Origin of the sequence: Burkholderia sp. BCC1638, from assembly GCF_902833195.1 — a bacterium.
Classification (GTDB): domain Bacteria; phylum Pseudomonadota; class Gammaproteobacteria; order Burkholderiales; family Burkholderiaceae; genus Burkholderia; species Burkholderia diffusa.
Genome location: NZ_CADFEC010000003.1, coordinates 168,698 through 192,184, shown reverse-complemented (window position 1 = coordinate 192,184; position 23,487 = coordinate 168,698). Strand labels below are relative to the sequence as shown.

18 protein-coding genes are annotated in these 23,487 nt (G+C 67.3%); 6 read left to right on the top strand and 12 right to left on the bottom strand.

Translation table 11 applies throughout. The features are described 5' to 3' along the window. Window positions 1–54: 54 nt before the first annotated feature. From prpF to prpB, 4 genes are all read right to left on the bottom strand, one after another. On the bottom strand, window positions 55–1,245 hold the full coding sequence (gene prpF / locus HWX22_RS04475) for a 2-methylaconitate cis-trans isomerase PrpF (protein ID WP_175915109.1): 1,191 nt from the start codon (window positions 1,243–1,245) through the stop codon (window positions 55–57). 26 nt (window positions 1,246–1,271) lie between these two features. Then, window positions 1,272–3,866, bottom strand: a complete 2,595-nt coding sequence (gene acnD / locus HWX22_RS04470) for a Fe/S-dependent 2-methylisocitrate dehydratase AcnD (protein WP_175915108.1) — start codon at window positions 3,864–3,866, stop codon at window positions 1,272–1,274. A gap of 82 nt (window positions 3,867–3,948) precedes the next feature. Continuing rightward, window positions 3,949–5,121, bottom strand: coding sequence for a 2-methylcitrate synthase (prpC, locus tag HWX22_RS04465; protein WP_175915107.1), 1,173 nt, complete (start codon window positions 5,119–5,121; stop codon window positions 3,949–3,951). Window positions 5,122–5,237: 116 nt separating this feature from the next. Then, complete coding sequence (gene prpB, locus HWX22_RS04460; RefSeq protein WP_044845010.1) at window positions 5,238–6,131, bottom strand: methylisocitrate lyase; 894 nt, start codon at window positions 6,129–6,131, stop codon at window positions 5,238–5,240. A gap of 170 nt (window positions 6,132–6,301) precedes the next feature. On the opposite strand from prpB, the gene prpR reads away from it, so the two are divergent. Beyond that, complete coding sequence (gene prpR / locus HWX22_RS04455) at window positions 6,302–8,284, top strand: propionate catabolism operon regulatory protein PrpR (RefSeq protein ID WP_175915106.1); 1,983 nt, start codon at window positions 6,302–6,304, stop codon at window positions 8,282–8,284. Window positions 8,285–8,334: 50 nt separating this feature from the next. Here prpR and HWX22_RS04450 read toward each other — a convergent pair whose 3' ends face one another. Then, window positions 8,335–8,982 carry an ABATE domain-containing protein gene (locus tag HWX22_RS04450; protein WP_059815158.1) on the bottom strand — a complete coding sequence of 216 codons (648 nt, stop codon included), beginning with the start codon at window positions 8,980–8,982 and terminating at the stop codon, window positions 8,335–8,337. 254 nt (window positions 8,983–9,236) lie between these two features. Here HWX22_RS04450 and HWX22_RS04445 point away from each other — a divergent pair, with 254 nt between their 5' ends. After that, window positions 9,237–9,620, top strand: a complete 384-nt coding sequence (locus HWX22_RS04445; protein ID WP_175915105.1) for a VOC family protein — start codon at window positions 9,237–9,239, stop codon at window positions 9,618–9,620. 154 nt (window positions 9,621–9,774) lie between these two features. Here HWX22_RS04445 and HWX22_RS04440 read toward each other — a convergent pair whose 3' ends face one another. Further along, a complete protein-coding gene (locus tag HWX22_RS04440) occupies window positions 9,775–10,623 on the bottom strand; it encodes an ureidoglycolate lyase (RefSeq protein ID WP_059815161.1) in 849 nt (282 codons plus the stop codon). Between the two features lie 665 nt (window positions 10,624–11,288). On the opposite strand from HWX22_RS04440, the gene HWX22_RS04435 reads away from it, so the two are divergent. Beyond that, entirely contained in the window at window positions 11,289–12,113 is an 825-nt protein-coding gene (locus HWX22_RS04435) for an IclR family transcriptional regulator (RefSeq protein ID WP_175908581.1), read from the top strand. Between the two features lie 252 nt (window positions 12,114–12,365). Continuing rightward, on the top strand, window positions 12,366–12,917 hold the full coding sequence (locus HWX22_RS04430; protein ID WP_059598926.1) for a hypothetical protein: 552 nt from the start codon (window positions 12,366–12,368) through the stop codon (window positions 12,915–12,917). 682 nt (window positions 12,918–13,599) lie between these two features. Here HWX22_RS04430 and HWX22_RS04425 read toward each other — a convergent pair. From HWX22_RS04425 to HWX22_RS04410, 5 genes are all read right to left on the bottom strand, one after another. After that, the gene (locus HWX22_RS04425) at window positions 13,600–15,957 is read right to left on the bottom strand and encodes a GNAT family N-acetyltransferase (RefSeq protein ID WP_175915104.1); all 2,358 of its coding nucleotides are present in this window, start codon (window positions 15,955–15,957) and stop codon (window positions 13,600–13,602) included. 570 nt (window positions 15,958–16,527) lie between these two features. Beyond that, the gene (locus HWX22_RS04420) at window positions 16,528–16,824 is read right to left on the bottom strand and encodes an H-NS histone family protein (protein WP_059467298.1); all 297 of its coding nucleotides are present in this window, start codon (window positions 16,822–16,824) and stop codon (window positions 16,528–16,530) included. A 103-nt stretch (window positions 16,825–16,927) separates the two neighbouring features. Next, complete coding sequence (locus tag HWX22_RS31920) at window positions 16,928–17,212, bottom strand: hypothetical protein (RefSeq protein ID WP_236873246.1); 285 nt, start codon at window positions 17,210–17,212, stop codon at window positions 16,928–16,930. 61 nt (window positions 17,213–17,273) lie between these two features. Continuing rightward, entirely contained in the window at window positions 17,274–17,801 is a 528-nt protein-coding gene (locus tag HWX22_RS04415) for a BON domain-containing protein (protein WP_059689282.1), read from the bottom strand. Window positions 17,802–17,867: 66 nt separating this feature from the next. Further along, window positions 17,868–19,355 carry a sigma 54-interacting transcriptional regulator gene (locus HWX22_RS04410; RefSeq protein WP_059815168.1) on the bottom strand — a complete coding sequence of 496 codons (1,488 nt, stop codon included), beginning with the start codon at window positions 19,353–19,355 and terminating at the stop codon, window positions 17,868–17,870. Between the two features lie 327 nt (window positions 19,356–19,682). On the opposite strand from HWX22_RS04410, the gene HWX22_RS04405 reads away from it, so the two are divergent. Then, window positions 19,683–21,086, top strand: a complete 1,404-nt coding sequence (locus tag HWX22_RS04405) for a GntP family permease (protein ID WP_059815171.1) — start codon at window positions 19,683–19,685, stop codon at window positions 21,084–21,086. A 430-nt stretch (window positions 21,087–21,516) separates the two neighbouring features. After that, entirely contained in the window at window positions 21,517–21,768 is a 252-nt protein-coding gene (locus tag HWX22_RS04400) for a DUF4148 domain-containing protein (protein ID WP_175908584.1), read from the top strand. 48 nt (window positions 21,769–21,816) lie between these two features. On the opposite strand, the gene HWX22_RS04395 is transcribed toward HWX22_RS04400, so the two are convergent. Continuing rightward, window positions 21,817–23,412: a thioredoxin family protein gene (locus HWX22_RS04395; protein WP_175908585.1), complete on the bottom strand. Its 1,596-nt coding sequence runs from the start codon at window positions 23,410–23,412 to the stop codon at window positions 21,817–21,819. Between the last annotated feature and the right edge of the window lie 75 nt (window positions 23,413–23,487).

Below are 23,487 nucleotides of genomic sequence, written 5' to 3'. Positions count from 1 at the left end.
AAAAAGGGCGGCCGAAGCCGCCCTTGCCGTTCGTCGATACGACGCCCGACACGCTCAGAACGCATCCCCCGGCACCCGCACCCAGCCTTCCATCAGCACGCGCGCGCTGCGGCTCATGATCGCCTTCGTGACCGTCCATTCGCCATTTTCGAGCCGGGCTTCCGCGCCGACGCGCAGCGTGCCCGACGGATGGCCGAAGCGCACCGCGTTGCGTTCACCGCCGCCCGCCGCCAGGTTGACGAGCGTGCCGGGGATCGCCGCGGCCGTGCCGATCGCGACCGCCGCCGTGCCCATCATCGCGTGATGCAGCTTGCCCATCGACATCGCCCGCACCAGCAGGTCGATGTCGCCCGCGTTCACGCGCTTGCCGCTCGACGCGACATAGTCGGCCGGCTTCGCGACGAACGCGACCTTCGGCGTGTGCTGCCGCGTCGCGATCTCGTCGAGCGTGTCGATCAGGCCCATGCGCAGCGCGCCGTGCGCGCGGATCGTCTCGAACTTCTCGAGCGCCTTCGCATCGCCGTTGATCGCATCCTGCAGCTCGGTGCCCGTATAGCCGATCGCCTCGGCCTCGACGAAGATGGTCGGAATCCCCGCGTTGATCATCGTCGCCTTCAGCGTGCCGATGCCCGGCACGGCGAGGTCGTCGACGAGGTTGCCGGTCGGGAACATCGAGCCGCCCGAGCCTTCTTCTTCCGCGGCCGGGTCCATGAATTCGAGCTGCACTTCGGCGGCCGGAAACGTGACGCCGTCCAGCTCGAAATCGCCCGTCTCCTGCACCGCGCCGTTCGTGATCGGCACGTGCGCGACGATCGTCTTGCCGATGTTCGCCTGCCAGATCCGCACGGTCGCGATGCCGTCGCGCGGCACGCGCGACGCATCGACGAGCCCGCCGCTGATCGCGAACGGGCCGACCGCCGCCGACAGGTTGCCGCAGTTGCCCGTCCAGTCGACGAATGCCTTGTCGATCGCGACCTGCCCGAACAGGTAGTCGACGTCGTGGCCGGGGCGCGTGCTCTTCGACACGATCACCGTCTTGCTGGTCGACGACGTCGCGCCGCCCATCCCGTCGATCTGCTTGCCGTACGGATCGGGGCTGCCGATCACGCGCAGCAGCAGCGCGTCGCGTGCGGCGCCCGGCGCCTGCGCGGCGTCCGGCAGATCCTGCAGCCGGAAGAACACGCCCTTGCTGGTGCCGCCGCGGATATACGTCGCCGGAATCCTGATTTGAGGAATGTGAGCCATGTTTGCGTTGTCCCTGTGTGGCCCGGTCAGGCGGCCTGCGACGATTCGAGGAAGTCCTGCGCGAAACGCTGCAGCACGCCGCCCGCCTCGTAGATCGACACTTCCTCGGCCGTATCGAGCCGGCACGTCACGGGCACCGCGACGCGCTCGCCGTTCTTGCGGTGAATCACGAGCGTGAGGTCGGCGCGCGGCGTACGCTCGCCGATCACGTCGAAGGTCTCGGTGCCGTCGATGCCGAGCGTCGCGCGGTTCGTGCCCGGCTTGAACTCGAGCGGCAGCACGCCCATCCCGATCAGGTTCGTGCGGTGGATCCGCTCGAACCCTTCGGCGACGATCGCCTCGACGCCCGCGAGCCGCACGCCCTTCGCGGCCCAGTCGCGCGACGAGCCCTGGCCGTAGTCGGCACCGGCGACGACGATCAGCGGCTGCTTGCGATTCATGTAGGTCTCGATCGCTTCCCACATCCGCATGACCTTGCCTTCGGGCTCGACGCGCGCGAGCGAGCCCTTCTTCACCGCGCCGTCGACCACCGCCATCTCGTTGATCAGCGTCGGGTTCGCGAAGGTCGCGCGCTGCGCGGTCAGGTGGTCTCCCCGGTGCGTCGCGTACGAATTGAAGTCCTCTTCCGGCAGGCCCATCTTCGTGAGGTACTCGCCGGCCGCGCTGTTCGCGAGGATCGCGTTCGACGGCGACAGGTGGTCGGTCGTGATGTTGTCGCCGAGCACCGCGAGCGGGCGCATGCCCTTGAGCGTGCGCTCGCCGGCCAGCGCGCCTTCCCAGTACGGCGGACGGCGAATGTACGTGCTTTGCGGACGCCAGTCGTACAGCGGCGCCGCGCGCTCGCCCGCATCGGCGGTGCGCGCGAACATCGGTTCGTAGACCTTGCGGAACTGCTCGGGCTTCACGCTCGATGCGACGATCGCGTCGATCTCCTCGTCGGTCGGCCAGATGTCCTTCAGCGTGACGGGCTTGCCGTCGTGGTCGTGGCCGAGCGCGTCCTTCTCGATGTCGAAGCGGATCGTGCCGGCGATCGCATACGCGACGACGAGCGGCGGCGATGCGAGAAACGCCTGCTTCGCATACGGGTGAATGCGGCCGTCGAAGTTGCGGTTGCCGGACAGCACGGCGGTCGCGTACAGGTCGCGATCGACGATCTCCTGCTGGATCTTCGGATCGAGCGCGCCCGACATCCCGTTGCAGGTCGTGCACGCGAACGCGACGATGCCGAAGCCGAGCTTCTCGAGTTCCGGCAGCAGGTTCGCTTCTTCCAGATACAGCTCGACCGCCTTCGAGCCCGGCGCGAGCGAGCTCTTCACCCACGGCTTGCGCGTGAGGCCCTTCGCGTTCGCGTTGCGCGCGAGCAGGGCCGCGGCGATCACGTTGCGCGGGTTGCTGGTGTTCGTGCAGCTCGTGATCGCGGCGATGATCACCGCGCCGTCGGGCATCTCGCCCGCCTTCTCTTCCCACTGGCCGGCGATGCCGCGCGCGGCGAGGTCGGACGTCGGCAGCCGCTTGTGCGGGTTCGACGGGCCGGCCATGTTGCGCACCACGCTCGACAGGTCGAACGTCAGCGTGCGCTCGTACTGCGCGCCGTTCAGCGTGTCGGCCCACAGGCCCGCCGCCTTCGCGTAGGTCTCGACGAGCTTCACCTGCTCGTCGCTGCGGCCGGTGAGGCGCAGGTAGTCGGTCGTCTGGCCGTCGATGAAGAACATCGCGGCCGTCGCGCCATATTCGGGCGCCATGTTCGAGATCGTCGCGCGGTCGCCGAGCGTGAGACTCGCCGCGCCCGCGCCGCGGAATTCCAGGTACGCGCCGACCACCTTTTCCTTGCGCAGGAATTCGGTCAGCGCGAGCACGATGTCGGTCGCGGTGATGCCGGGCTGGCGCTTGCCGGTCAGTTCGACGCCGACGATGTCGGGCAGGCGCATCCACGATGCGCGGCCGAGCATCACGTTCTCCGCCTCCAGCCCGCCCACGCCGATCGCGATCACGCCGAGCGCGTCGACGTGCGGCGTGTGGCTGTCGGTGCCAACGCAGGTGTCCGGATACGCGACGCCGTCCTGCGCCTGGATCACCGGCGACATCTTCTCCAGGTTGATCTGGTGCATGATGCCGTTGCCCGGCGGGATCACGTCGACGTTCTCGAACGACTGCTTGGTCCATTCGATGAAGTGGAAGCGATCCTCGTTGCGGCGATCCTCGATCGCGCGATTCTTCGCGAACGCGTCCGGATCGAAGCCGCCGCACTCGACGGCGAGCGAGTGGTCGACGATCAGCTGCACGGGCACGACCGGGTTCACCTTCGCCGGGTCGCCGCCGCGCTCGGCGATCGCGTCGCGCAGGCCCGCGAGGTCGACGAGCGCCGTCTGGCCGAGGATGTCGTGGCACACCACGCGCGCCGGGAACCACGGGAAGTCGCGTTCGCGCTTGCGCTCGACGATCTGCTTCAGCGAATCGGCGAGGATCGCCGGATCGCAACGGCGCACGAGGTTTTCGGCGAGCACGCGCGACGTGTACGGCAGCGTGTCGTACGCGCCGGGAGCGATCGCTTCGACCGCGGCACGCGCGTCGAAGAAGTCCAGCGACGTGCCGGGCAGGGGTTTGCGGTAGGCGGTATTCATGATGTGGGGCGGAAATCGGGGTAAGACGTTCCGCGCGCGCCGGCAGCCCGCATCATGGGCGCCGGTGCGCGCGGCGGGCGTGTCAGCGCTTCTCGATCGGCACGAACTGCAGATCTTCCGGGCCGGTGTAGTTCGCGCTCGGGCGGATGATCTTGTTGTCGACGCGCTGCTCGATGATGTGCGCGCTCCAGCCGGACGTGCGCGAGATCACGAACAGCGGCGTGAACATCGCGGTCGGCACGCCCATCATGTGATACGACACGGCGCTGAACCAGTCGAGGTTCGGGAACATCTTCTTCGCGTCCCACATCACCGATTCGAGGCGCTCGGCGATGCTGTACAGCTTCAGGTCGCCCGCTTCCTTCGACAGCTTGTGCGCAATGCCCTTGATCACCTTGTTGCGCGGATCGGAGATCGTGTAGACAGGATGGCCGAAGCCGATCACGACTTCCTTGTTCTCGACGCGGCGGCGGATATCGGCTTCGGCGTCGTCCGGCGAGCTGTAGCGGCTCTGGATTTCATACGCGACTTCGTTCGCGCCGCCGTGCTTCGGCCCGCGCAGCGCGCCGATCGCGCCGGTGATCGCCGAGTAGATGTCCGAGCCCGTGCCCGCGATCACGCGGCCGGTGAACGTCGATGCGTTGAACTCGTGCTCCGCGTACAGGATCAGCGACGTGTGCATCGCGTCGACCCACGACTTCGACGGCGTCTTGCCGTGCAGCAGGTGCAGGAAGTGGCCGCCGATCGAGTCGTCGTCGGTTTCCGTCTCGATGCGCTTGCCGTTGTGCGAGAAGTGATACCAGTACAGCAGCATCGAGCCGAGCGACGCCATCAGGCGGTCGGCGATGTCGCGCGCGCCCGGCAGGTTGTGATCGTCCTTCTCCGGCAGCACGGTGCCGAGCACCGACACGCCGGTGCGCATCACGTCCATCGGGTGGGCGGAGGCCGGGATCTGCTCGAGCGCGGCCTTCAGCGCGTTCGGCAGGCCGCGCAGCGCGCGCAGCTTGGTCTTGTACGCGGCCAGTTCGGTCAGGTTCGGCAGCGTGCCGTGCACGAGCAGGTGCGCGATTTCCTCGAACTCGCACGATTCGGCGACGTCGAGAATGTCGTAGCCGCGGTAGTGCAGGTCGTTGCCGGTCTTGCCGACCGTGCACAGCGCCGTGTTGCCGGCCGTCACGCCCGACAGCGCCACCGACTTCTTCGGCTTGAATGCGCCTGCGGCGGCCGGTGCTGCTGCGTCTTTCGTCTCGCTCATGTTTCCGTTCTCCAATGGGTATCGGGGGTGTCATGTCGGCCGGGCGCGGCGCGGGTGCGCGCGCTCCGGCTTCATGCAAAGCATTCCGGGAACCGTGTCCCGGCGCGCGGGCCGCGTTACTTCTTGCCCTGCGCGAACAGTTCGTCGAGCTTCTGCTCGTAGGCGTGATAGCCGAGGAAGTCGTACAACTCGGCGCGGGTCTGCATGGTCGGCACGGCAGCCTTCTGCGTGCCGTCGCGGCGCAGCGTCTCGTAGAAATTCAGCGCGGCCTTGTTCATCGCGCGATACGCGCCGCAGCAGTACAGCGCGATGTCGACGTTCGCCTCGCGCAGTTCGTCGAGCGTGAACAGCGGCGTCGAGCCGAACTCGGTCAGGTTCGCGAGGATCGGCACCTTCACGGCGGCCTTGAAGCGGCGGTAGTCGTCGAGCGTCTTCATCGCTTCCGGGAAGATCATGTCGGCGCCGGCTTCCACGTATGCGATCGCGCGCTCGATCGCGGCGTCGATCCCTTCGGCGGCGGCCGCGTCGGTGCGGGCCATGATCACGAACTGGTCGTCGGTGCGCGCATCGACCGCGGCCTTCACGCGATCGACCATTTCGTCGGTCGGCACGACTTCCTTGCCCGGACGGTGGCCGCAACGCTTCTGGCCGACCTGGTCCTCGAGGTGGACGGCCGCGACGCCGGCCTTGATGAACGAGCGCACCGTGCGCGCGATGTTGAACGCGCCGCCCCAGCCCGTGTCGATGTCGACCAGCAGCGGCAGGTCGGTCGCGTTGGTGATCCGGTTCGCGTCGATCAGCACGTCTTCCATCGTGCTGATGCCGAGATCGGGGATCCCGAGCGAATTCGCGGCGACGCCGCCGCCCGACAGGTAGACGGCCTTGAAGCCGACGGCCTGCGCCATCTTGGCTGCGTACGCGGTGATCGCGCCGACCACCTGCAGCGGCTGCTCGGCCGCGACTGCCGCGCGGAATTTCGCGCCGGCGCTCTGAAGATGCGTGTTGCTCATGAACGGCCTCCTGAAGGAATGCCCATCAACAGCAAGGACCGGGCCAGCTCGCGAAACGCCGCTAACCCACTGATTCTTAAGCAACCGGTAGGTGCATTGAATCGTCCGGTGATTTCAATTCGGCAATTCCATGTTTCAAAAATGAAATCGCGCGCGCATAATCGATCGCCATGGACCTCTCCTCGACCAAGCCCGTCGGCCCGGCCGACCGCACCGTTCGCCCGCGCATCTGGGCGATGGGCATCAGCCGCCTGCGCGACCTGTTTCGCGAGATCGCCGGCGAATTCGACGAACGTGCCGACGTGCGCATCGTCACGCGCGCGTACGAAGATGCGCTGAGCGCGATCGCGGAGGCCGGCACCGCGCGGCCCGACGTGATCGTCGCGGCCGGCTCCAACGGCGGCTTCCTGAAAACGCGTGCGCAAGTGCCGGTCGTGGTGGTGTCGCCGACCGGCTTCGACGTGATGCAGGCGCTCGCGCGCGCACGGCGCGACGCGTCGCGGATCGCGCTCGTCAGCGCCGGCGAGACGCCGCCCGAAGTGCGCCGCTTCGTCGCCGCCTACGGCCTCGACGTGCAGTTTGCGTCATATCAGTCCGCGCAGGAAGCGGAAGCCTGCGTGCACGACCTGCACGACCGCGGCATCGAGACGATCGTCGGCCCTGGCCTCGTCACCGATCTCGCGGCGAGCGCCGGCATGGGCGCCGTATTCCTGTATTCGCACGCGTCGGTGCGCAAGGCGGTCGAGACGGCGCTCGAAGTCGCGTACGCCACGCACGCCGAGGCGTTTCGCCGCCAGCGGCTCGACAACCTGTTGCAGCACCTGCGCGACGGCGTGGTCGCGCTCGATGCGCGCGGTCGCGTCGAAGCCATCAACGAGCGGCTCGCGTCGGCGCTCGGGGTCGAACCCGCGGCGGCCGTCGGCCGCGCGCTCGTCGACCTGCGTCCGGAGCTGCGCACGCTGCGCGGCGAGGACGGCGACGCGCTCGCGACCGTGCGCGGCGTGCGCTACGTCGTGCATCGCGGGCCGCTGGTCGATCGCGGCGTCACGTCGGGCAGCGTGCTGACGTTCCAGGAATCGCGGGCGGTCGAACGGCTCGACCGTGCGCTGCGCTCGCAACCGAACACGCAGCAGTTCGCGGCGCGCTACACGCTCGACGACGTGGTCGGCGCGTCCGCACCGATGGCGCGCGTGCGCGACCTCGTGCGCCGCTACGCGAAATCCGACGCGACCGTCCTCGTGCTCGGCGAAAGCGGCACCGGCAAGGAAATGATCGCGCAGAGCCTGCACGCGCTGTCCGTGCGGCGCAACTATCCGTTCGTCGCGATCAACTGCGGCGCGTTTCCGGAGGCGCTGCTCGAGAGCGAGCTGTTCGGTTACGAGGAAGGCGCGTTCACCGGCGCGCGACGCGGCGGCAAGACCGGGCTGTTCGAGGCCGCGCACCGCGGCACGCTGTTTCTCGACGAAATCGGCGAGATGCCACCATCGCTGCAAAGCCGGCTGCTGCGCGTGCTGCAGGAGCGCGAAGTGATCCGCCTCGGCTCGACCGAGCCGATCCGCATCGACGTGCGCGTGATCGCCGCGACGCACCGCCCGCTGCTCGCGGCCGTCGAGGACGGCACGTTCCGCGCGGACCTGTATTACCGGCTCAACATCCTGAACATTGGCCTGCCGCCGCTGCGCGAGCGCGCCGCCGACATTCCGGCGCTCGCGGCCACGCTGCTCGTGCAGGCCGCGCGGCGTGAATCGCGGCTGGCCGAACGCGTGCGCGAAGTCGGCGATGCGATGCGCGTGCTCGACGCGACGCAGGCGACGCTCGCGCGCTACCGGTGGCCCGGCAACGTGCGGGAACTGCAGAACGTGGTCGAGCGGATCGCGGTGGAACTGGCCGAGGAAGTCGACGAACACGATCCGGGCGCCGCGTGCGCGGCTCTCACGCCCGATGCGCTGCAGGCGATCGCGCCCGAGTTGTTCGCGGCGCCGCCCGAGGCGGTCGACGCCGACGACGCGCAGACGCTCCACGCACGCCGCCGCCGCGCCGAAGCCGACGAGATCCGCGCGGTGCTCGATGCATGCGGCGGCGATCGCGATCGCGCATGCGCGATGCTCGGCATCAGCAAGACCACGCTGTGGCGGAAGCTGTCGGCGAAATAGGTTCGGGCGGAATGGGCGCGGCAGCATGACATGCTGCGCGCGCGCTGCCGTCAATCAGCCTTGTGATAGTGGCGGTAAGCCTTCGCGCGATTGCCGCACGACGACATCGAGCACCAGCGGCGGCTGCCGTTCTTGCTGTCGTCGATGAACAGCCACTGGCATGCATCGTTCGCGCAGCGCTTGACCTTCGCGAGCCGCGTGCCGCCCAGCAGGTCCGTCGCCGACCACAGCACCGGGCTCAGCAGCCCCGCGAGCGTCGCGTCTGCTGCCCCGAGCCGCCACGCGTAGCCGCCGTCGATCCGCGCGAGCGCGACGCGCGGCGCCGCTTCCGCCAGAAAACCGCCCAGCAGCGCGAGATCGTCGGCTTGCGGCTCACGCCGCTCGGCTTGCGCGTGAAAGAGCCGATACAGCGCCTCGCGCAACGCGAGCGCGCGCGCCAGCATCGCAGGCTCCCCCCCCTTCTCCGTCACCTGTGCGCGACACACGTCGGCCAGGCCGGCCGGCACGCCCGCCTGCTCGCGACACCATGTGAGCAGGTCGTCCAGCGTGCCGAAGGTTTCGGTCGGCGCGTCCGCGCCGCGCCAATACAGCGTGTTCGCGAAATCGATGCTCAGCGTTTCGGACGGTGCCGGGACCAGGCAGTCCGTCGTGACGGAAGGTTGCGTTTTGCTCATGACGCGATCGTATCTAACCACCATGCCGGTTGACAAGCGTCCGGACGCTTTCTAACATAACCAGCAAGGTGGTTAAAAAAGGTTTGCTGCACTGACGTCCCCTCTTCAGTTCAAGGAGCCACAGATGATCGATCGTTTTTCCTGCGACGTTGTCCACACCGGCCGCAGCCGTGCCTTTCACGACAGCATGCTCGGCGCGCTTCGCTACAAGCGGCTGGCCTGGTGGCTGTAAACGGGTTTGCCGCACTGACGTCCCCCTTCAGTTCAAGGAGCCACAGATGATCGATCACCTTTCGTTCGGCGTTGCCCACATCGACCGCAGCCGCGCGTTCTACGACAGCACGCTCGGCGCGCTCGGCTACAAACGGCTATACAGCGACGACGGATCCCTCGGCTACGGCACCAGCGAACCGGTGCTGTGGTTGCAGCACGCGGCGCGTCCGGTCGTCGCCGATCCCGATTCCGGGTTGCACTTGTCGTTTCGCGCATCGTCGCCCGTGGAAGTCGACGCGTTTTATCGCGCCGCGCTGCAGCACGGCGGACACGACAACGGCGGGCCAGGCAAACGCGAGCACTACGGTCCCGGCTACTACGCGGCGTTCGTCGTCGATCCCGACGGATATCGGCTCGAAGCCCATTGCGAGCTGGACAACGTCGTCTGATCCGGTTCGCACCGACACGGGTGAATGACAAGGGCCCGATTCCGCATCGCGCGGAATCGGGCCCTTGTCTTTGCCGCATCGATGTCCGGTTCGCGGCGGCCACCGCGAACAATCACGCCAGTGACCGAGCGGACGGTCGGACGGCGCGACCGGTCTACTGCGCGTTGCGCGTGCGCTGCAGTTGCTCGCCCAGCCCCTCGACGCCGAGGCGCACGGTCTGGCCGGCTTTCAGGAACACCGGCGACGGCTTGATGCCCATCCCGACGCCCGGCGGCGTACCGGTCGTGATCACGTCGCCCGGTTGCAGCGTCATGCAGGTCGACAGGTAGGCGATCAGTTGCGCGACGGTGAACACCATCGTGCGCGTGTTGCCGTTCTGGTAGCGGTGGCCGTCGATTTCGAGCCACAGGTCGAGGCGCTGCGGATCAGGCACCTCGTCACGCGTCACGAGCCACGGGCCGATCGGGCCGAACGTATCGAAGCCCTTGCCCTTGTCCCACTGACCGCCGCGTTCGATCTGCCACTCGCGCTCGGAGACGTCGTTGACGACGCAATAGCCGGCGACGTAATCCAGCGCGCGCGCCTCGTCGACGTCCTTGCACGTCGCGCCGATCACGACGCCCAGCTCGACTTCCCAGTCCGTCTTCACCGAGCCCTTCGGGATGTCGATGCCGTCGTTCGGGCCGCAGATCGAACTCGTCCATTTGCCGAATACCACCGGCTCCTTCGGTACCGGCATGCCGGCTTCGGCCGCGTGATCGGCATAGTTCAGACCAATGCCGATGAACTTGCCGACGCGCCCGACGCACGCGCCAATGCGTGGCTCGCCCGGGACCAGCGGCAGCGTGGCCGGGTCGATCGCGCGCAGGCGCGCGAGAGCGGCGTCGGACAGCGCGTCGCCGGCAAGATCCGGCACATGCGCGGAAAGGTCGCGAATCCGGCCGTCCGCGTCGAGAATACCGGGCTTTTCCTGGCCGGACGGGCCATAGCGAAGCAGTTTCATCGTGCTCAACCTCTATTGTCGAATGTGACAGGATACCGGCCGACGCAGCCGCCTATGGCCACGCGCCGGACTGAATGCCGATCGTCGATGACGCGCGTCGGCGCCGCATCCGGCAGGCCAATCGACACGCGAGGCTCGCGCTGGCGCAGCGATCGCGGCGCCGCACCGGAGTGCGACGCGCATCGAACGGGCGGCCGCCGGTCTGCGCATCGGCGACGACGGCCCGGCATCCGCGACACGTGCCGGCCTGTGCAGTGCCGGCCGGCTTCACGCGCGGCCGCGCCGTCGCTGGCCCGCCGCTCTTTGTACCATCGGCTGCCCGCCGTGAAATGGCCCGCGACGGATAACGACTATTGGTGCGCCCGCGGCGGTTGCACCGCAGCATCGGGCGCGCCTAATCATCCGGCTTTACGCCAAAAACCACCCGTCCGTCGACTCCGAAAGATGAATTGCGAATATTTCTTATAACACTGTCATCGGGAACGATATCTAATCCGTTCTTGCTGGGTAACGATCGGTAAAAAGACGCTGCATTGCACACTGGATGTTTGTTGTTGAGCTCGCCCGGATGGCAGTCACATCCGCATGCGGCTTCACGAATCCGCGTGCAAAACCAGTCAGCGTGCGTCGCCCACCGATCGGCAATCCCCCGGACTTCCTACCCCATGACGCAAACGACCACTAACCCGCTCCCCGGCAGCGACGCACGGGAGACGATGGGCGCAGCCGACCGATATCGCGCGCCCGCGCTCGACAAGGGTCTCGACATTCTCGAACTCCTGTCGGAACAGAAGGAAGGACTCACCCGCACCGAAATCACGAAGGAACTCGGCCGCAACGCGAGCGAGATCTACCGGATGCTCGAGCGTCTCGTCGCACGCCGCTACGTGATGCGCTCGAGCGGCGGCGACCGTTACACGCTCAGCCTGAAACTGTTCGCGCTCGCACATCGGCATCCGCCGATGAACCGGCTGATCGCCGAGGCGTTGCCGCTGATGCAGCGCTTTGCCGACGCGGCCGAACAGTCGTGCCACCTGACCGTCTACGATCGCGGCAACCTGCTCGTGATCGCGCAGGTGGACGGCCCCGGCCCCTGGGGCGTGTCGGTGCGGCTCGGCTCGCGCGTCGGGCTCGCCGATACGGCGTCGGGGCGCGTGATGCTGTCGTTCCAGGGTGCCGAGCAGCGTGCGCACATGCTGGCCGAGCATCGCAAGGTCAAAGGCGAAGCCGCGATGAACGAGCAGGAACTCGCGCACGCGTGCCAGTCCATTCGCCAATCCGGCTACGTGCGCCAGGACAGCCGCCAGGCATACGGCGTGACAGACCTGAGCGCGCCGATTCTCGGCCCGGCCGGCCATGCGATCGCGGTGCTGACCTGCCCGTACATGCGCCGGATCGACGCGCATATGGCGCCGTCGGTCGAGGTGGTCGTCGCAGGACTGCGCGATACGGCAGGCCAGTTGTCGATGTGCCGCGCGGAGACTTGCTGAACGTTGCAGAACGGTCGACCGCGCTGAAGGCGGTCGACCGTTCGGGCGCGGTGGTCGTTCGGTCACGCGGCCAGCGGATCGGGCAGGCGGGAGGGCTCCACATCGCGCACGCGGCGTACGACGCGCGCCGGCCGCGCGGGCTCTCGTCCCGGCATCCCGCAGACCGTTTCCGGATGCGCGGACGCCGCGCTACGCTAGAATAGCGGCCCTCTCAAAAACTACGACGGCCGGCTGTCGCGGCCGTCGTATCCGATGGATGTCATGGCCAAACTTCTGAACGATCAAGAATTCCAGCGTTTCTCCGAACTTCAGCAGAAGCAGGCAAGCTTCACGATCACGCCCGAGGAAGCGGACGAGCTGCGCGACATCGTCGCGCGCGCGCAGAAGAAGCGCGACGACCGTGCCGAAGCGATGCGCGCGATCGAGAACTACATCGAGCAGTTCGACATCACGCCCGACGAACTCTTCTCGCCCGAGCAGATCGGCGACGCCGCGCGCACCTATGGCCTCATCACGGCCACCAAGAAGGAACGCACGTTGCCGCCGTCGATCACGTTCAATGGCAAGCCGTACCAATGGACCAAGACGCTTCCGGACGACGTGCGCGGCGCGCTGTTCGATGCATTTACGTCCGGCGAATCGGTCAAGCGCTTCATCGCGATGCCGAAAGACACCGCGCGTTGCGCCCTGACGATCGCCCGGCTCGAGCGCGAAACCGGCGGCGTATATGCCGACGCGCACCTCGAAGAACTCGCGATTTCGCGTGACCAGGTGAACGACGCAGCGTCGAAACTCGCTGCGTAAATGCCATCGCGGGCACGGTTCATGCGTGCCCGCACCGGTGCGGACGCCGGCACAAGCCCGCGCCGCGCCAGCCGGAGCACTGCGTCCGCAGGCTCCCGAAAAATCTCACCGAAGCGTCCCGTAAACGCTCACCAGAGCATCCTGTAAAAGCTCACCTGAGGTTCCCGGAGACGCTCACCGGCCCCTCCCGAACGTCCTCACCAACGCATCCCGGAGACGCTCACCACCCCTTCCCAGAAAGGCTCACCGGGGCTTCCCGCAAGGGCTCACCGGCAGCTCCCGCGAAGGCTCACCGGGTGCTCCCGTATCGACTCACCCAATTGCTCCCGGAAAGGCTCACCGTCGGCTCCTGAAAATTCTCACCTTTGTTCTGTTTCCGATGCTGCGGGTGCGCAATGCGGGCGTCAGTGCGCTCAAATATGGCGCCGGGACCGGTGGTACGCGGAGGTCATCGGCGCACGCAACCGCCCGCCGCGGACGCCATGACCCGATGTACTCGCCCTTCCCCGCCGGTCGCGAAGCCAGCGCTTTGCCGATCCGCATATTGGAGCGAAAGAGTTGAACGCTCTGCACCCCGAACTACAATCAATTCGCTCCGTCGCGACTATGAATCCCGGCGTCGCGCGTTCCGCAGCGGCTGCACACGATACCGCCGGACCTTCGGACACGCTCGCCGACGCGATTACGGTTGCAGCTTCATCCTGAACCCCACCACGCCCGGTTCCTCCGTCGTCGACACCTCGAAACCGCAGGATTTCGCCAGCGAGATCATCGCGGTGTTCTCACGCAGCGCCTCGCCCACCATCCACGCGGTGCCACGCGATCGCGCGTGGTCGATGATGCGGGCCATCATCAGCCGCCCGAGACCCTTGCCCTTCTGATCGGGCCGGACAGCGATCGCGAACTCGGCCGTCTCGTTGTCGGGATCGGTAACCGCGCGCGCCACCGCGAGTGTGTGCGACCCGCCCGACACGTCGGTGATCGACACGATGAAGGCCATCTCGCGGTCGTAGTCGATCTGCGTCATGCGCGCGACTTGCGAATGATCGAAGCTGCGCACCGCACCGAAGAAACGCATCCGCAGATCGTCCGGCGTCATCGCGCCAAGCAGCTCGTTGTGCGCTTCCTCGTCTTCCGGACGGATCGGCCGGATCGTCACGGTCTGGCCGCGCCATTCGAACGTCTGCTCGAGATGGCGCGGATACGGCATGATCGCGAGCCGGCTGCGCCCGGCCGCCAGCGTGACGCGCGGCGCGACCACGTATGCCCGGTCGGAGAGCACGCGCAGCGTGACCGACATCGCGACGACCTCGCGCACGTCGCAAACGACTTGCGACAGCGCCGTCAGCGCGTCGAGCGTGGGTTCGACGGGCGTGCGGCGTGCATATGGCGAACGCTCCATCACCACGCGGGCGAGCACCGTATTCAGCGGCGGCAGCCCGTACACGACGAACGGCGCCGATACGCCGTCGGCCGATGGCACGGCATAACGAAACACCGGGCCGAAGTTCGAATCGTCGTACATCTCGACCGTGACGTCGACGACTCTGGCGCCCGCCGACGCATCGGCCGGCTCGCCGTGCACGCCGAAGTGGGACAGCCAGCGCAACGCCGCTTCGCCGGCGAGTTCATGCTCGCCGGCCTCGACCATCCGCCGGGCCTCGGCCTGCGCGGACGCAACGCACTCGGCCGGCTGCAGCGGCGTGCCCTCGGGCGTCTGCATCAGCAACTGCCGCCCGAGGTTGTAGTCGACGAGCCGTGCGTATGCGCGCGCAAGCCGCTGCGGTGTGGTGTGCACCGGAATGCCGTTCGCGTGCAGTGCGTCGCGCGTCGCCGCATCGACCGCACCGAAGAAACACGCGAGGATGCCGCGGTACGCGTACTGCCGCGATTCGATCAGCGTGCGCGCGACCGCATCGGCCGGCGCGCTGTGGGACGTCGAATGCACGACGAACAGCGTGCCCGTTTGCTGGAACGGCGCGAGCGCCTTAATGGCGGCGCCGAAATGCTCGGGGCGCGCATCGTCGCCGAGCGTCAGTGGATTGCCGGGGCCGGCGAGATGCGGCAGCGCGGCCGCGACCGCCGACGCTGCCTCGGCCGGCCAGTCGACCAGCACATTGCGCACCTCCGCGACTGCATCGACCGCGAGTTTCGCGACGCCTGCGTCGCTCGTCACGAGTGTCGCCGCGCCGCGCGCGGTGACGCGCCCGACGCCGAGCGTCTCGATCTCGTCGAGCAGATCGTCGAGCGCATCGACACGCACCATCCCCGCACGCTGGAACGCCGCGGTGTAAAGCGCATCACCGGGATCGGCGCGCCCGGTGCGCAATGCGAGCACCGGCTTGTTGCGCGCCGCCGCACGCGCTGCCGACATGAACTTGCGCGCGGCACACACGGTGTCGAGCTCGAGCAGGATCGCGCGCGTGCCGGGGTCGCTCGCGAGGTAGTCGAGCACGTCGCCCGCATCGACGTCGGCCTCGCTACCCAGCGCAACGACATGTGAAAAGCCGAGGCCTCGCGCATCGGCCCAGCCGAGCACCGCATTCGTCAGCGCGTTGGATTGCGACACCCAGGCGACGCCGCCCGATCGCGCCGTATAGGCCGGTGCGCCGAAATGCGCATGCCGTGCGGGCGACAGCACGCCGAGGCTGCCGGGTCCGACGATACGGAGCACGAACGGCTTCGCGGCCTTGAGCGTGCGATCGAGCGCGGCGCGATCGGCGTCGGTGCGCGCCTCGCCGACGATCACCGCGACACGCGTGCCGATCTCGCCGAGCTTGCGCACGATGCCGGCCCATGTGGCGGGTGGCGTGCAGATCACGGCGACCGATGGCGGCGCGGGCAGCCGGTCGACATCGGCCACGACCGCGTACCCGTTCAGCTCGCGGTACTTCGGATTGACGGGCCACACGGGCCCCTCGAACGCGCCATCGAGCACGCGCGCCCACACCATCGCTCCAATACTGCCCGCGCGCGACGATGCACCGACGACCGCAACGGACCTGGGCTGGAACAACGCATCGAGATGACGGACGGTCACATCGGCTCCATACGGTAACGAAAGACGACCCGACCGGCGCACGAGCCGGATGGCCGTGCGCCGGTCGACGCGAACTCCAAGCATAGGCGAACCCGATGCCGCTGCCTATATGCCGAACGGCCGACTGTGCGACGCGCATCAATGCCCGCAACATGGGCAGGTCATCGACGTCTTCGCACACGCAACGGGCGAGGGCGACACGATGCGGTCTTCCGGTCGCCGCTTCAAAGGTGAGGATTTACAGGAGGCATGGTGAGCAAGTTCGGGAATTGCAGGGCGCGCAGCGTAAATGCGCGAGAGGTGATCGCAATCGGCGGTACGTCTGCACCGCGCAGATCGGGAATGCCAATGCGCGCATGCCGCGCAATTGCAGTGTTGTTTACGGGAATTCGCGGTGATATCCGGTCGAATCGCGGCGAATTCGCAAAACGATATCCGTCAATCGCGCGGCATCGGTGTTCAATTCGCGGTTTCGAGTCGTGCCGCGGCTGCCCAAAAACAAAACGGTGCGACGGCCGCATGGCCGTTCGCACCGTCAGTCAGCGCACGAAAGGTGAGGATTTTCGGGAGTCAGTCCTTGATCAGGAAACGCGCGCGATTCTTGCCGAGCCATGCCGGCGCCCGCCCGCGGCCACTCCACGTTTCACCCGTCTTCGGGTTCAGGTACTTCGGCGGCAACGGACGCTTCGGTTTCGCGGCAGCAGCGGCGCCGATCGGTCGAAAACCGAGCTCTTCCGCGGTAATGTCGAATTCCTCGATTTTCGCCCGAATGGCGGCAATCGCATCGGCAATTGCCTTTTCGCGTTCCTTGTCGATCTTTTGCTGAAGTCTTTCGAGCTGCGCTGTCAGTTGCCTGTAGGTCGCCATATGGATGGGACTCCGTGAGTGTTATTCATGAAAAATAGCCAACTCCAAGCGAATAGAAAAGCGCTTCTCCCGATTACGGTCTCCTTATCCGGCCATGTCGGGATCAATAACCGCTTTTCTTCTTGCATGCGAAGAGAAGATTTCGCGTTGCGTCATCGGTTGATTGCTGGAGGACGTCGAATTCACCATTGCAGATGGCTCGGGCATTGTCCGTGCAATTGCTCCAGTCGCTGCCGGTGCACTGCACCTGCGAAGTCGGGCGCCCGTCAGAAGTGAACAGTGGCGCCCCGCCGCCGCACCCGCCGAGCCCCGCAATCAGGGCCAACAATCCGGCCCGACGCCAATGCGTTCGAGGCCACCGACAGACCGACGCAAGCATGTGTTTCATTGTTCTTTCCGTCAACCGATTTTTTAATGCCGCGAGTATGCCATGCACCGCCGGCAGGCGTTCAGTCGGGCGTCCGGTCCGGCCGTCCACGCGTCTTGTACGGCACGGCCCTGTGCGGATCGTCGGTGATGCGAACGAATACCCGCTCGACGTCGGGAAGCGCGCCGAGTTCGCGCTCCAGCGCCTGCCGATCGAATGCCGGATCGGCACACCCTTCGACATAAATGAAGCGCCGCTGCACGGTGATCCACAGGCTCGTGCCCTGCAGACGATCGGTGCCCGCGAAATGCGCTTTCGCCGCCTCGGCGATCGGCGCGTCATACATATACGAATTCGGTTTCGTGCAGCGGTGGGCGAGCCAGCAGGTGGTCCCGCGCTCGACGCGGTAATGCGCGTCGTCTTCCATCTCGGCGCGCGTCATCCACGGCCCCAGCGGCAACGGGCATTCGGCGAAGCCTCGCGACAGCGCGACGAAGGGATCGTTGTACCAGTTGCGCCGTACCACGGGCGCGTCCGCGTCACCCGCCTGCGCGAGCGAGGACGTCGCCACCAGTGCGGCCAGCCATCCGGCAATTGCGAGTCGCTTCATCGTCGTCTCCTGTCGGGCACTTCACCGGCGCCGTTCGTCATGTCCCAGCGCATCCACCGCTGCTTGCTACCGGTCGATCCCGAGCGCCGTCAGTTTCTTGTACAGCGTCGCCCGGCCGATGCCGATGCGTGCGGCCGCTTCGACCACCTTCCCGTCGCAGGCCGCAAGCGCGTCGATCAGGAACTGGCGCTCCCACGCGGCCAATGCATCGGTATACGAAACGACCGGCGCATCAGGCGCCCCCGCTGCATCGCCCGCATCCCGGCCGACCGGCGACGGAGCAGCCCGCATGCCTGCCGGCACGGCATCCGTCACCACGCGCACCGGCCCGAGGAACGGCGCGAGCGCACCCGCATCGATCACCGAGCGATCCGACAGCATCAGCGCACGCTCGAGCGTGTTGCGCAGTTCGCGTACGTTGCCCGGCCACGGGTACGCGCACAGCATCCGCAGCGCATCGTCGGTCAGTTCGCAGTGCGCAGCGCGACCGTGCTGCGCGGCCAGCTCCTCGAGCGTCGCGTAGACGAGCGCCGCGATGTCGGACGCACGCTCGCGCAACGGGGGCGCGTGGATCGTCAGCACATTGAGCCGGTAATAGAGATCCGCGCGAAAGCGGCCGGCCTCGACCAGCGCGGGCAGGTCGGCCGACGTCGCGGCGATGATCCGCACGTCGGCGCGCACGATCCGGTTCGAGCCAACCGGTTCGAACTCCTTGTCCTGCAATACGCGCAGCAGCTTGCCCTGCAGCGGCAGCGGCATGTCGCCTATTTCGTCGAGAAACAGCGTGCCGCGATCGGCCAGCTCGAACTTGCCGACGCGTCCCTTGCGATCGGCGCCGGTATATGCGCCCGGCGCCGCGCCGAAGAATTCGGTTTCGAGCAGCGTGTCGGGAATCGCGGCCACGTTGACGGTCACGAGCGGCTGAAGCGCGCGCGCCGACGCCGCGTGAATCGCATGCGCGAGCAGTTCCTTGCCGGTGCCCGTCTCGCCGAGCAGCAGCACCGGCGAATCGACCTGTGCGGCGCGCCGCGCCTGCCGCTTGGTTTCGAGGCTTGCGGCGCTCGTGCCGACGAAACTCGCGAACGTGTATTTCGCACGGCGTGCCTGCGCGAGCGAACGCTGCGTGGCGATCAACTGCTGCTGAAGCTGCACGTAACGGGAAAAGATCGGCGTGAGCGTCTTCAACTGGTCGAACAGTGCGAAGCCGATCGCGCCGACCGTCTCGCCCGTCTCGTTCTTCAACGGCAGGCGCGTGACGACGAGCGGCTCGCGGCCCGTCTCCATGATGTCGAGCAGAATCGGCTGTCCGGTCGACACGACCTCGCGCATCAGGCTGTTCGGAATCACCGCCTCGCAGTCGAGGCCGACCGCCTGCTGCGGATCGGCGAACCCGAAGCGTGCCGCATAACGCTCGTTCATCCACACGACGCGCGCGTCGCGATCGACGACCACCGTGCCCGCGCTCGAATCCTCGAAAGTCTGAAACAGCGACTCGGCGGCGCGCCGCAGCACGTCGCCGTAATTGACGGGCAGGCGGGCCCAGTCGTTCATCATCGTGTCGTTGTCTCCGCGTATGCTTGGCCGGACGTCTCCGGAACGAGACGCAGTATCTCATTTTGGAGACATCCCGGAATGCCTTGTCCGGGAAAGCCCTGCCCGATTCAGCGGGCGGTCCTGCCGGCCGAATCGTCTCCCGGTGGAGACGATTTATGTAGAATCTTCAGACATTGGCCGGCGCGGGCCCGCCGGCCTGCGCCGGATCCACGTCCGGCGGCGCAATCCGGCCGATGGCACGAAACCTGCACGAACCTGAGCCGGTTCGCGGCGCGTCCCGCGATCGAACAACAACCAAAGCCATTCCAAGCTATTAGGAGACTCCCCTTGTCTTTCGTGATCGTCCTCGCCGCGCTGGCGTTCCTGATGTTCGCCGCGTATCGCGGCTACAGCGTGATCCTGTTCGCGCCGATCGCCGCGCTCGGCGCGGTCCTGCTGATCGAACCCGCCGCCGTCGCACCGGTCTTCTCCGGCATCTTCATGGAGAAAATGGTCGGCTTCGTCAAACTCTATTTCCCGGTCTTCATGCTCGGTGCCGTGTTCGGCAAGGTGATCGAGCTGTCCGGGTTCTCCGAGTCGATCGTCCATGCCGCGATCCGCTACATCGGCCGCTCGCGTGCGAATGCGGTGATCGTCGCGGTGTGTGCGCTGCTCACCTATGGCGGCGTGTCGCTGTTCGTCGTGGTGTTCGCCGTGTATCCGTTCGCGGCCGAACTCTATCGCCAGAGCAATATTCCGAAGCGGCTGATGCCCGGCGCGATCGCGCTCGGCGCGTTCTCGTTCACGATGGATTCGCTGCCCGGCACGCCGCAGATCCAGAACATCATCCCGACCACGTTCTTCAAGACGACCGCCTGGGCCGCACCCGCGCTCGGCACGATTGGCTCGCTGTTCATCATCGTCGTCGGCCTCTCGTATCTGGAATGGCGCCGCCGTTCGGCGATGGCAAAGGGCGAAGGCTACGGCACGTCGCTCGTCAACGAGCCGGAGCGCGTCGAAGCGACGGCATTGCCGAACCCGGCGCTGGCGATCCTGCCGCTGATCCTCGTCGGCGCATCGAACTTCACGTTCACGAAACTGATCCCGCAGTGGTACGGCGCCGCGTCGTACACGGTCGCGCCGGACGTGCTGCCGGGTGTGCATACGCCGGTCACGACGTCGATCAAGACCGTCGTCGCGATCTGGTCGGTCGAGGCCGCGCTGCTGCTCGGCATCGTGCTGGTCGTCCTGACCGCGTTCAAGCGCGTCAGCGACCGCTTCGCGGCCGGTTCGAAGGCCGCCGTCGGCGGCGCGCTGCTCGCCGCGATGAACACGGCGTCGGAATATGGTTTCGGCGGCGTGATCGCCGCGCTGCCGGGCTTCCTCGTCGTCAGCGACGCACTGAAGAGCATTCCGAACCCGCTCGTGAACGCGGCCGTATCGGTCAGCTCGCTCGCCGGCATCACCGGTTCGGCGTCGGGCGGCATGAGCATCGCGCTCGCCGCGATGTCGGACCTGTTCATCAAGGGCGCGCAGGCAGCCAACATTCCGATGGACGTGCTGCACCGGGTCGTCGCGATGGCCAGCGGCGGCATGGACACGCTGCCGCACAACGGCGCGGTCATCACGCTGCTCGCGGTCACGGGCCTCACGCACCGCGAGTCGTATCGCGACATCTTCGCGGTGACCGTGATCAAGACGCTCGCGGTGTTCTTCGTGATCGCCGTGTACTACACGACGGGTCTCGTGTAAGTCTCCGCATGCGGCGGCGTTCCGAACGCCGCCGCGACGCGTCAGGCCGCATCGCCGCGGCCGGCGCACCTTCCCTCCTCTGCACGCCAAGGCTGGGCAACCGGCCCAGCATCGTCGAAGCAGGCGGCGCAACGCCGGTCGCGACGCGACGCACCTTCCCGATACCTCAGCATGCAAGCCGGGACGGATCACCGAGGTTCTCATCCACCGGTTCGTCCCCCCGCCCGACCGGAGCCGCACGGCCCGACGCCCGTCACGCACCGCCATCCGGCACGGTCCGTTCCCGCCATCCATTGTTACCGGCAGCAGAACACTGCGTTGGGCGCGATCGCATTTTTCGCGCGCGCGGCCGGTCCTACACTGCTTTCAACCGCCGCCGCTTCGTCGAACGAAGGCCGGACGCCCAGTTGGAAACATGGAGGTCACGATCATGAAGCGCCTGATTCACGCAGTTGCCGTTGCCCTCGCCGTATCCGCGTCGTTCGCCGCGCAAGCGCAGTCGAACCCGCCGCTCACGCGCGCGCAGGTTCATGCCGAAGTGAAGGCACTCAAGCAGGCCGGCTTCCAGCCGAGCGACTGGTTCTACCCGGCCAGCATCGTTTCCGCCGAAGCGAAGATCGCCCGTCAGCAGAGTGCCGGGTATGGCAGCGATCAAGGTGCATCGTCGGAGTCGAGCCACTAATCGACGTCACGACGCGGCCGTTCCATCCGGCCGCTTTCTCGCAGGCCATCACGCCTTCACCGGCTCGATCAGCTTCGCGCATGCCGCTGCCTGCGGATCGCCCGCAGGCAACTTCGCGCACACCCCGTCGAACTGCTTCACGACCGACCTGACCGACGCGTCGTGCGCGCCGCCACCGCGCCAGCGATTCAGTTGCGTGACGACCTTGGTCAACGCGCGCAGGTTCGCCCCATAAAACGCATCCTTGGTCTTGCCGGCCTGCGCGAGCACGCTCGCGGCGATCGCCTCGATCCGCGCCGAATCGTCCGGCGCCAGCGCGACCGCGTTCGCGAAATAGGTCGCGCCCCAGCGCAGTTTCGTCGCCGGGCCGCTCGCTGAGTCGTACGCCTTCCGGTACCAGTCGAGCGCCGCGGCCTTGTCGCCGCGCGCCTTCGCATTCGCGGCCAGTCCCGACATGAAGTAGTACGGCGTCGACGAACGCGGCAATTCGGCCTTCAGCAAGACGTCGGATTCGTCGAACAGCCCGGCGTCGGTCAGCGTGTCCGCCGCTTCGCTGACGAGCGCCTGCCGCTCGTACGCGTTCGCGGCGCCCTGCACCGATGCCGCGATCTGCTTGCGTGCGGTATCGACCAGCGCCGGCGCGGCGAGCGGCGCGCCGGCGTGCGCATCGTCGCGCGCGAGCAGCACGCGGCCGTGCAGCGCCATCAGACGGTCGATGGACGACAGCGTCGTATCGGTCGACAGGCGCGCGAGCGCCGTGTCGTACGCGCCGCGCAACTTCGTGCGCTGGGCGGCGTCGCCGCCGAGGTATGCGACCACGCGCGCGGGCGCCGCGACGAGCACGTCCGAATCGGCACGCGCCAACGCCGGCTCGCGCAGCACCGCGCGCAGCGCGTCGGCGAGCGCCGCCTTGTCGAGCGCGCCGGCCTGTGCGGGATCGTCCGATGCCGCCACCACCGCCGACTTCAGCGCGAACCGCGCGGCGTCCGCCTTCGCGCCGGCCGCACGCGCGCGTTGCGACAGCGTCTGCAGCGTCACCGCGACACGGTCGGCCGGCACCGGCAGCGCGCCGTCGGTGTCCCAGGAATAGTCGGCCAGCAGATGCCATTCGGCCGGCGTCAGTGCCGCGCCGTCGTTCAGCGCGGTCGCGAGCGTCTGCCGCACCGGATGCGCGGCCGTCATCCCGAGCGACAGCGCCTGCATGTAGCGGTCGAGATCGGCCTCGCCCGGCAGCCGCGTCACCTCGGTGCCGTCCGGGCGGAACAGGATCATCGTCGGATAGCCGTGCACCTTGAAGCGCTCGCCGAGTTTCTGCGCGCTTTCGGTATCGCCGTCGAGATACACGGGCACGAAGAACGACGAGCGGGTCTTGAATGCCTGCTGGCTGAAGATCGTCGACTTCACCTGGTTGCACGACGGGCACCACACGGCGCCCCAGTATAGCAGCAGCGGCTTGCCGGTGCGCTTCGCGAGCGCGAACGCGGCATCGACGTCGCCCTGCTGCCACGCGATGCCGGGCGGCAGATGCGCGCCGTCACCCGACGGGCTCGATACGGCGGCGCCCTGCGGCGCGGTGGTGGCGAACGCCGCACCCGCGGCGGCGAACAAGCAGGCTGCAGTCACGTTACGGAGAACGGTTTTCATCGAGACGGGTTCCGTTGAAAGAGACGGTTGCGGGAAGCGGCGAAACGAAAACACGATGAAGCGACGAAACGACGA

Excerpts from the sequence above, each read along its gene's own strand:
- prpF (WP_175915109.1), bottom strand. The coding sequence starts at position 1,245 with ATGGCTCACATTCCTCAAATCAGGATTCCGGCGACGTATATCCGCGGC.
- acnD (WP_175915108.1), bottom strand. The coding sequence starts at position 3,866 with ATGAATACCGCCTACCGCAAACCCCTGCCCGGCACGTCGCTGGACTTC.
- prpC (WP_175915107.1), bottom strand. The coding sequence starts at position 5,121 with ATGAGCGAGACGAAAGACGCAGCAGCACCGGCCGCCGCAGGCGCATTC.
- prpB (WP_044845010.1), bottom strand. The coding sequence starts at position 6,131 with ATGAGCAACACGCATCTTCAGAGCGCCGGCGCGAAATTCCGCGCGGCA.
- prpR (WP_175915106.1), top strand. The coding sequence starts at position 6,302 with ATGGACCTCTCCTCGACCAAGCCCGTCGGCCCGGCCGACCGCACCGTT.
- HWX22_RS04450 (WP_059815158.1), bottom strand. The coding sequence starts at position 8,982 with ATGGTGGTTAGATACGATCGCGTCATGAGCAAAACGCAACCTTCCGTC.
- HWX22_RS04445 (WP_175915105.1), top strand. The coding sequence starts at position 9,237 with ATGATCGATCACCTTTCGTTCGGCGTTGCCCACATCGACCGCAGCCGC.
- HWX22_RS04440 (WP_059815161.1), bottom strand. The coding sequence starts at position 10,623 with ATGAAACTGCTTCGCTATGGCCCGTCCGGCCAGGAAAAGCCCGGTATT.
- HWX22_RS04435 (WP_175908581.1), top strand. The coding sequence starts at position 11,289 with ATGACGCAAACGACCACTAACCCGCTCCCCGGCAGCGACGCACGGGAG.
- HWX22_RS04430 (WP_059598926.1), top strand. The coding sequence starts at position 12,366 with ATGGATGTCATGGCCAAACTTCTGAACGATCAAGAATTCCAGCGTTTC.
- HWX22_RS04420 (WP_059467298.1), bottom strand. The coding sequence starts at position 16,824 with ATGGCGACCTACAGGCAACTGACAGCGCAGCTCGAAAGACTTCAGCAA.
- HWX22_RS31920 (WP_236873246.1), bottom strand. The coding sequence starts at position 17,212 with ATGAAACACATGCTTGCGTCGGTCTGTCGGTGGCCTCGAACGCATTGG.
- HWX22_RS04415 (WP_059689282.1), bottom strand. The coding sequence starts at position 17,801 with ATGAAGCGACTCGCAATTGCCGGATGGCTGGCCGCACTGGTGGCGACG.
- HWX22_RS04410 (WP_059815168.1), bottom strand. The coding sequence starts at position 19,355 with ATGATGAACGACTGGGCCCGCCTGCCCGTCAATTACGGCGACGTGCTG.
- HWX22_RS04400 (WP_175908584.1), top strand. The coding sequence starts at position 21,517 with ATGAAGCGCCTGATTCACGCAGTTGCCGTTGCCCTCGCCGTATCCGCG.
- HWX22_RS04395 (WP_175908585.1), bottom strand. The coding sequence starts at position 23,412 with ATGAAAACCGTTCTCCGTAACGTGACTGCAGCCTGCTTGTTCGCCGCC.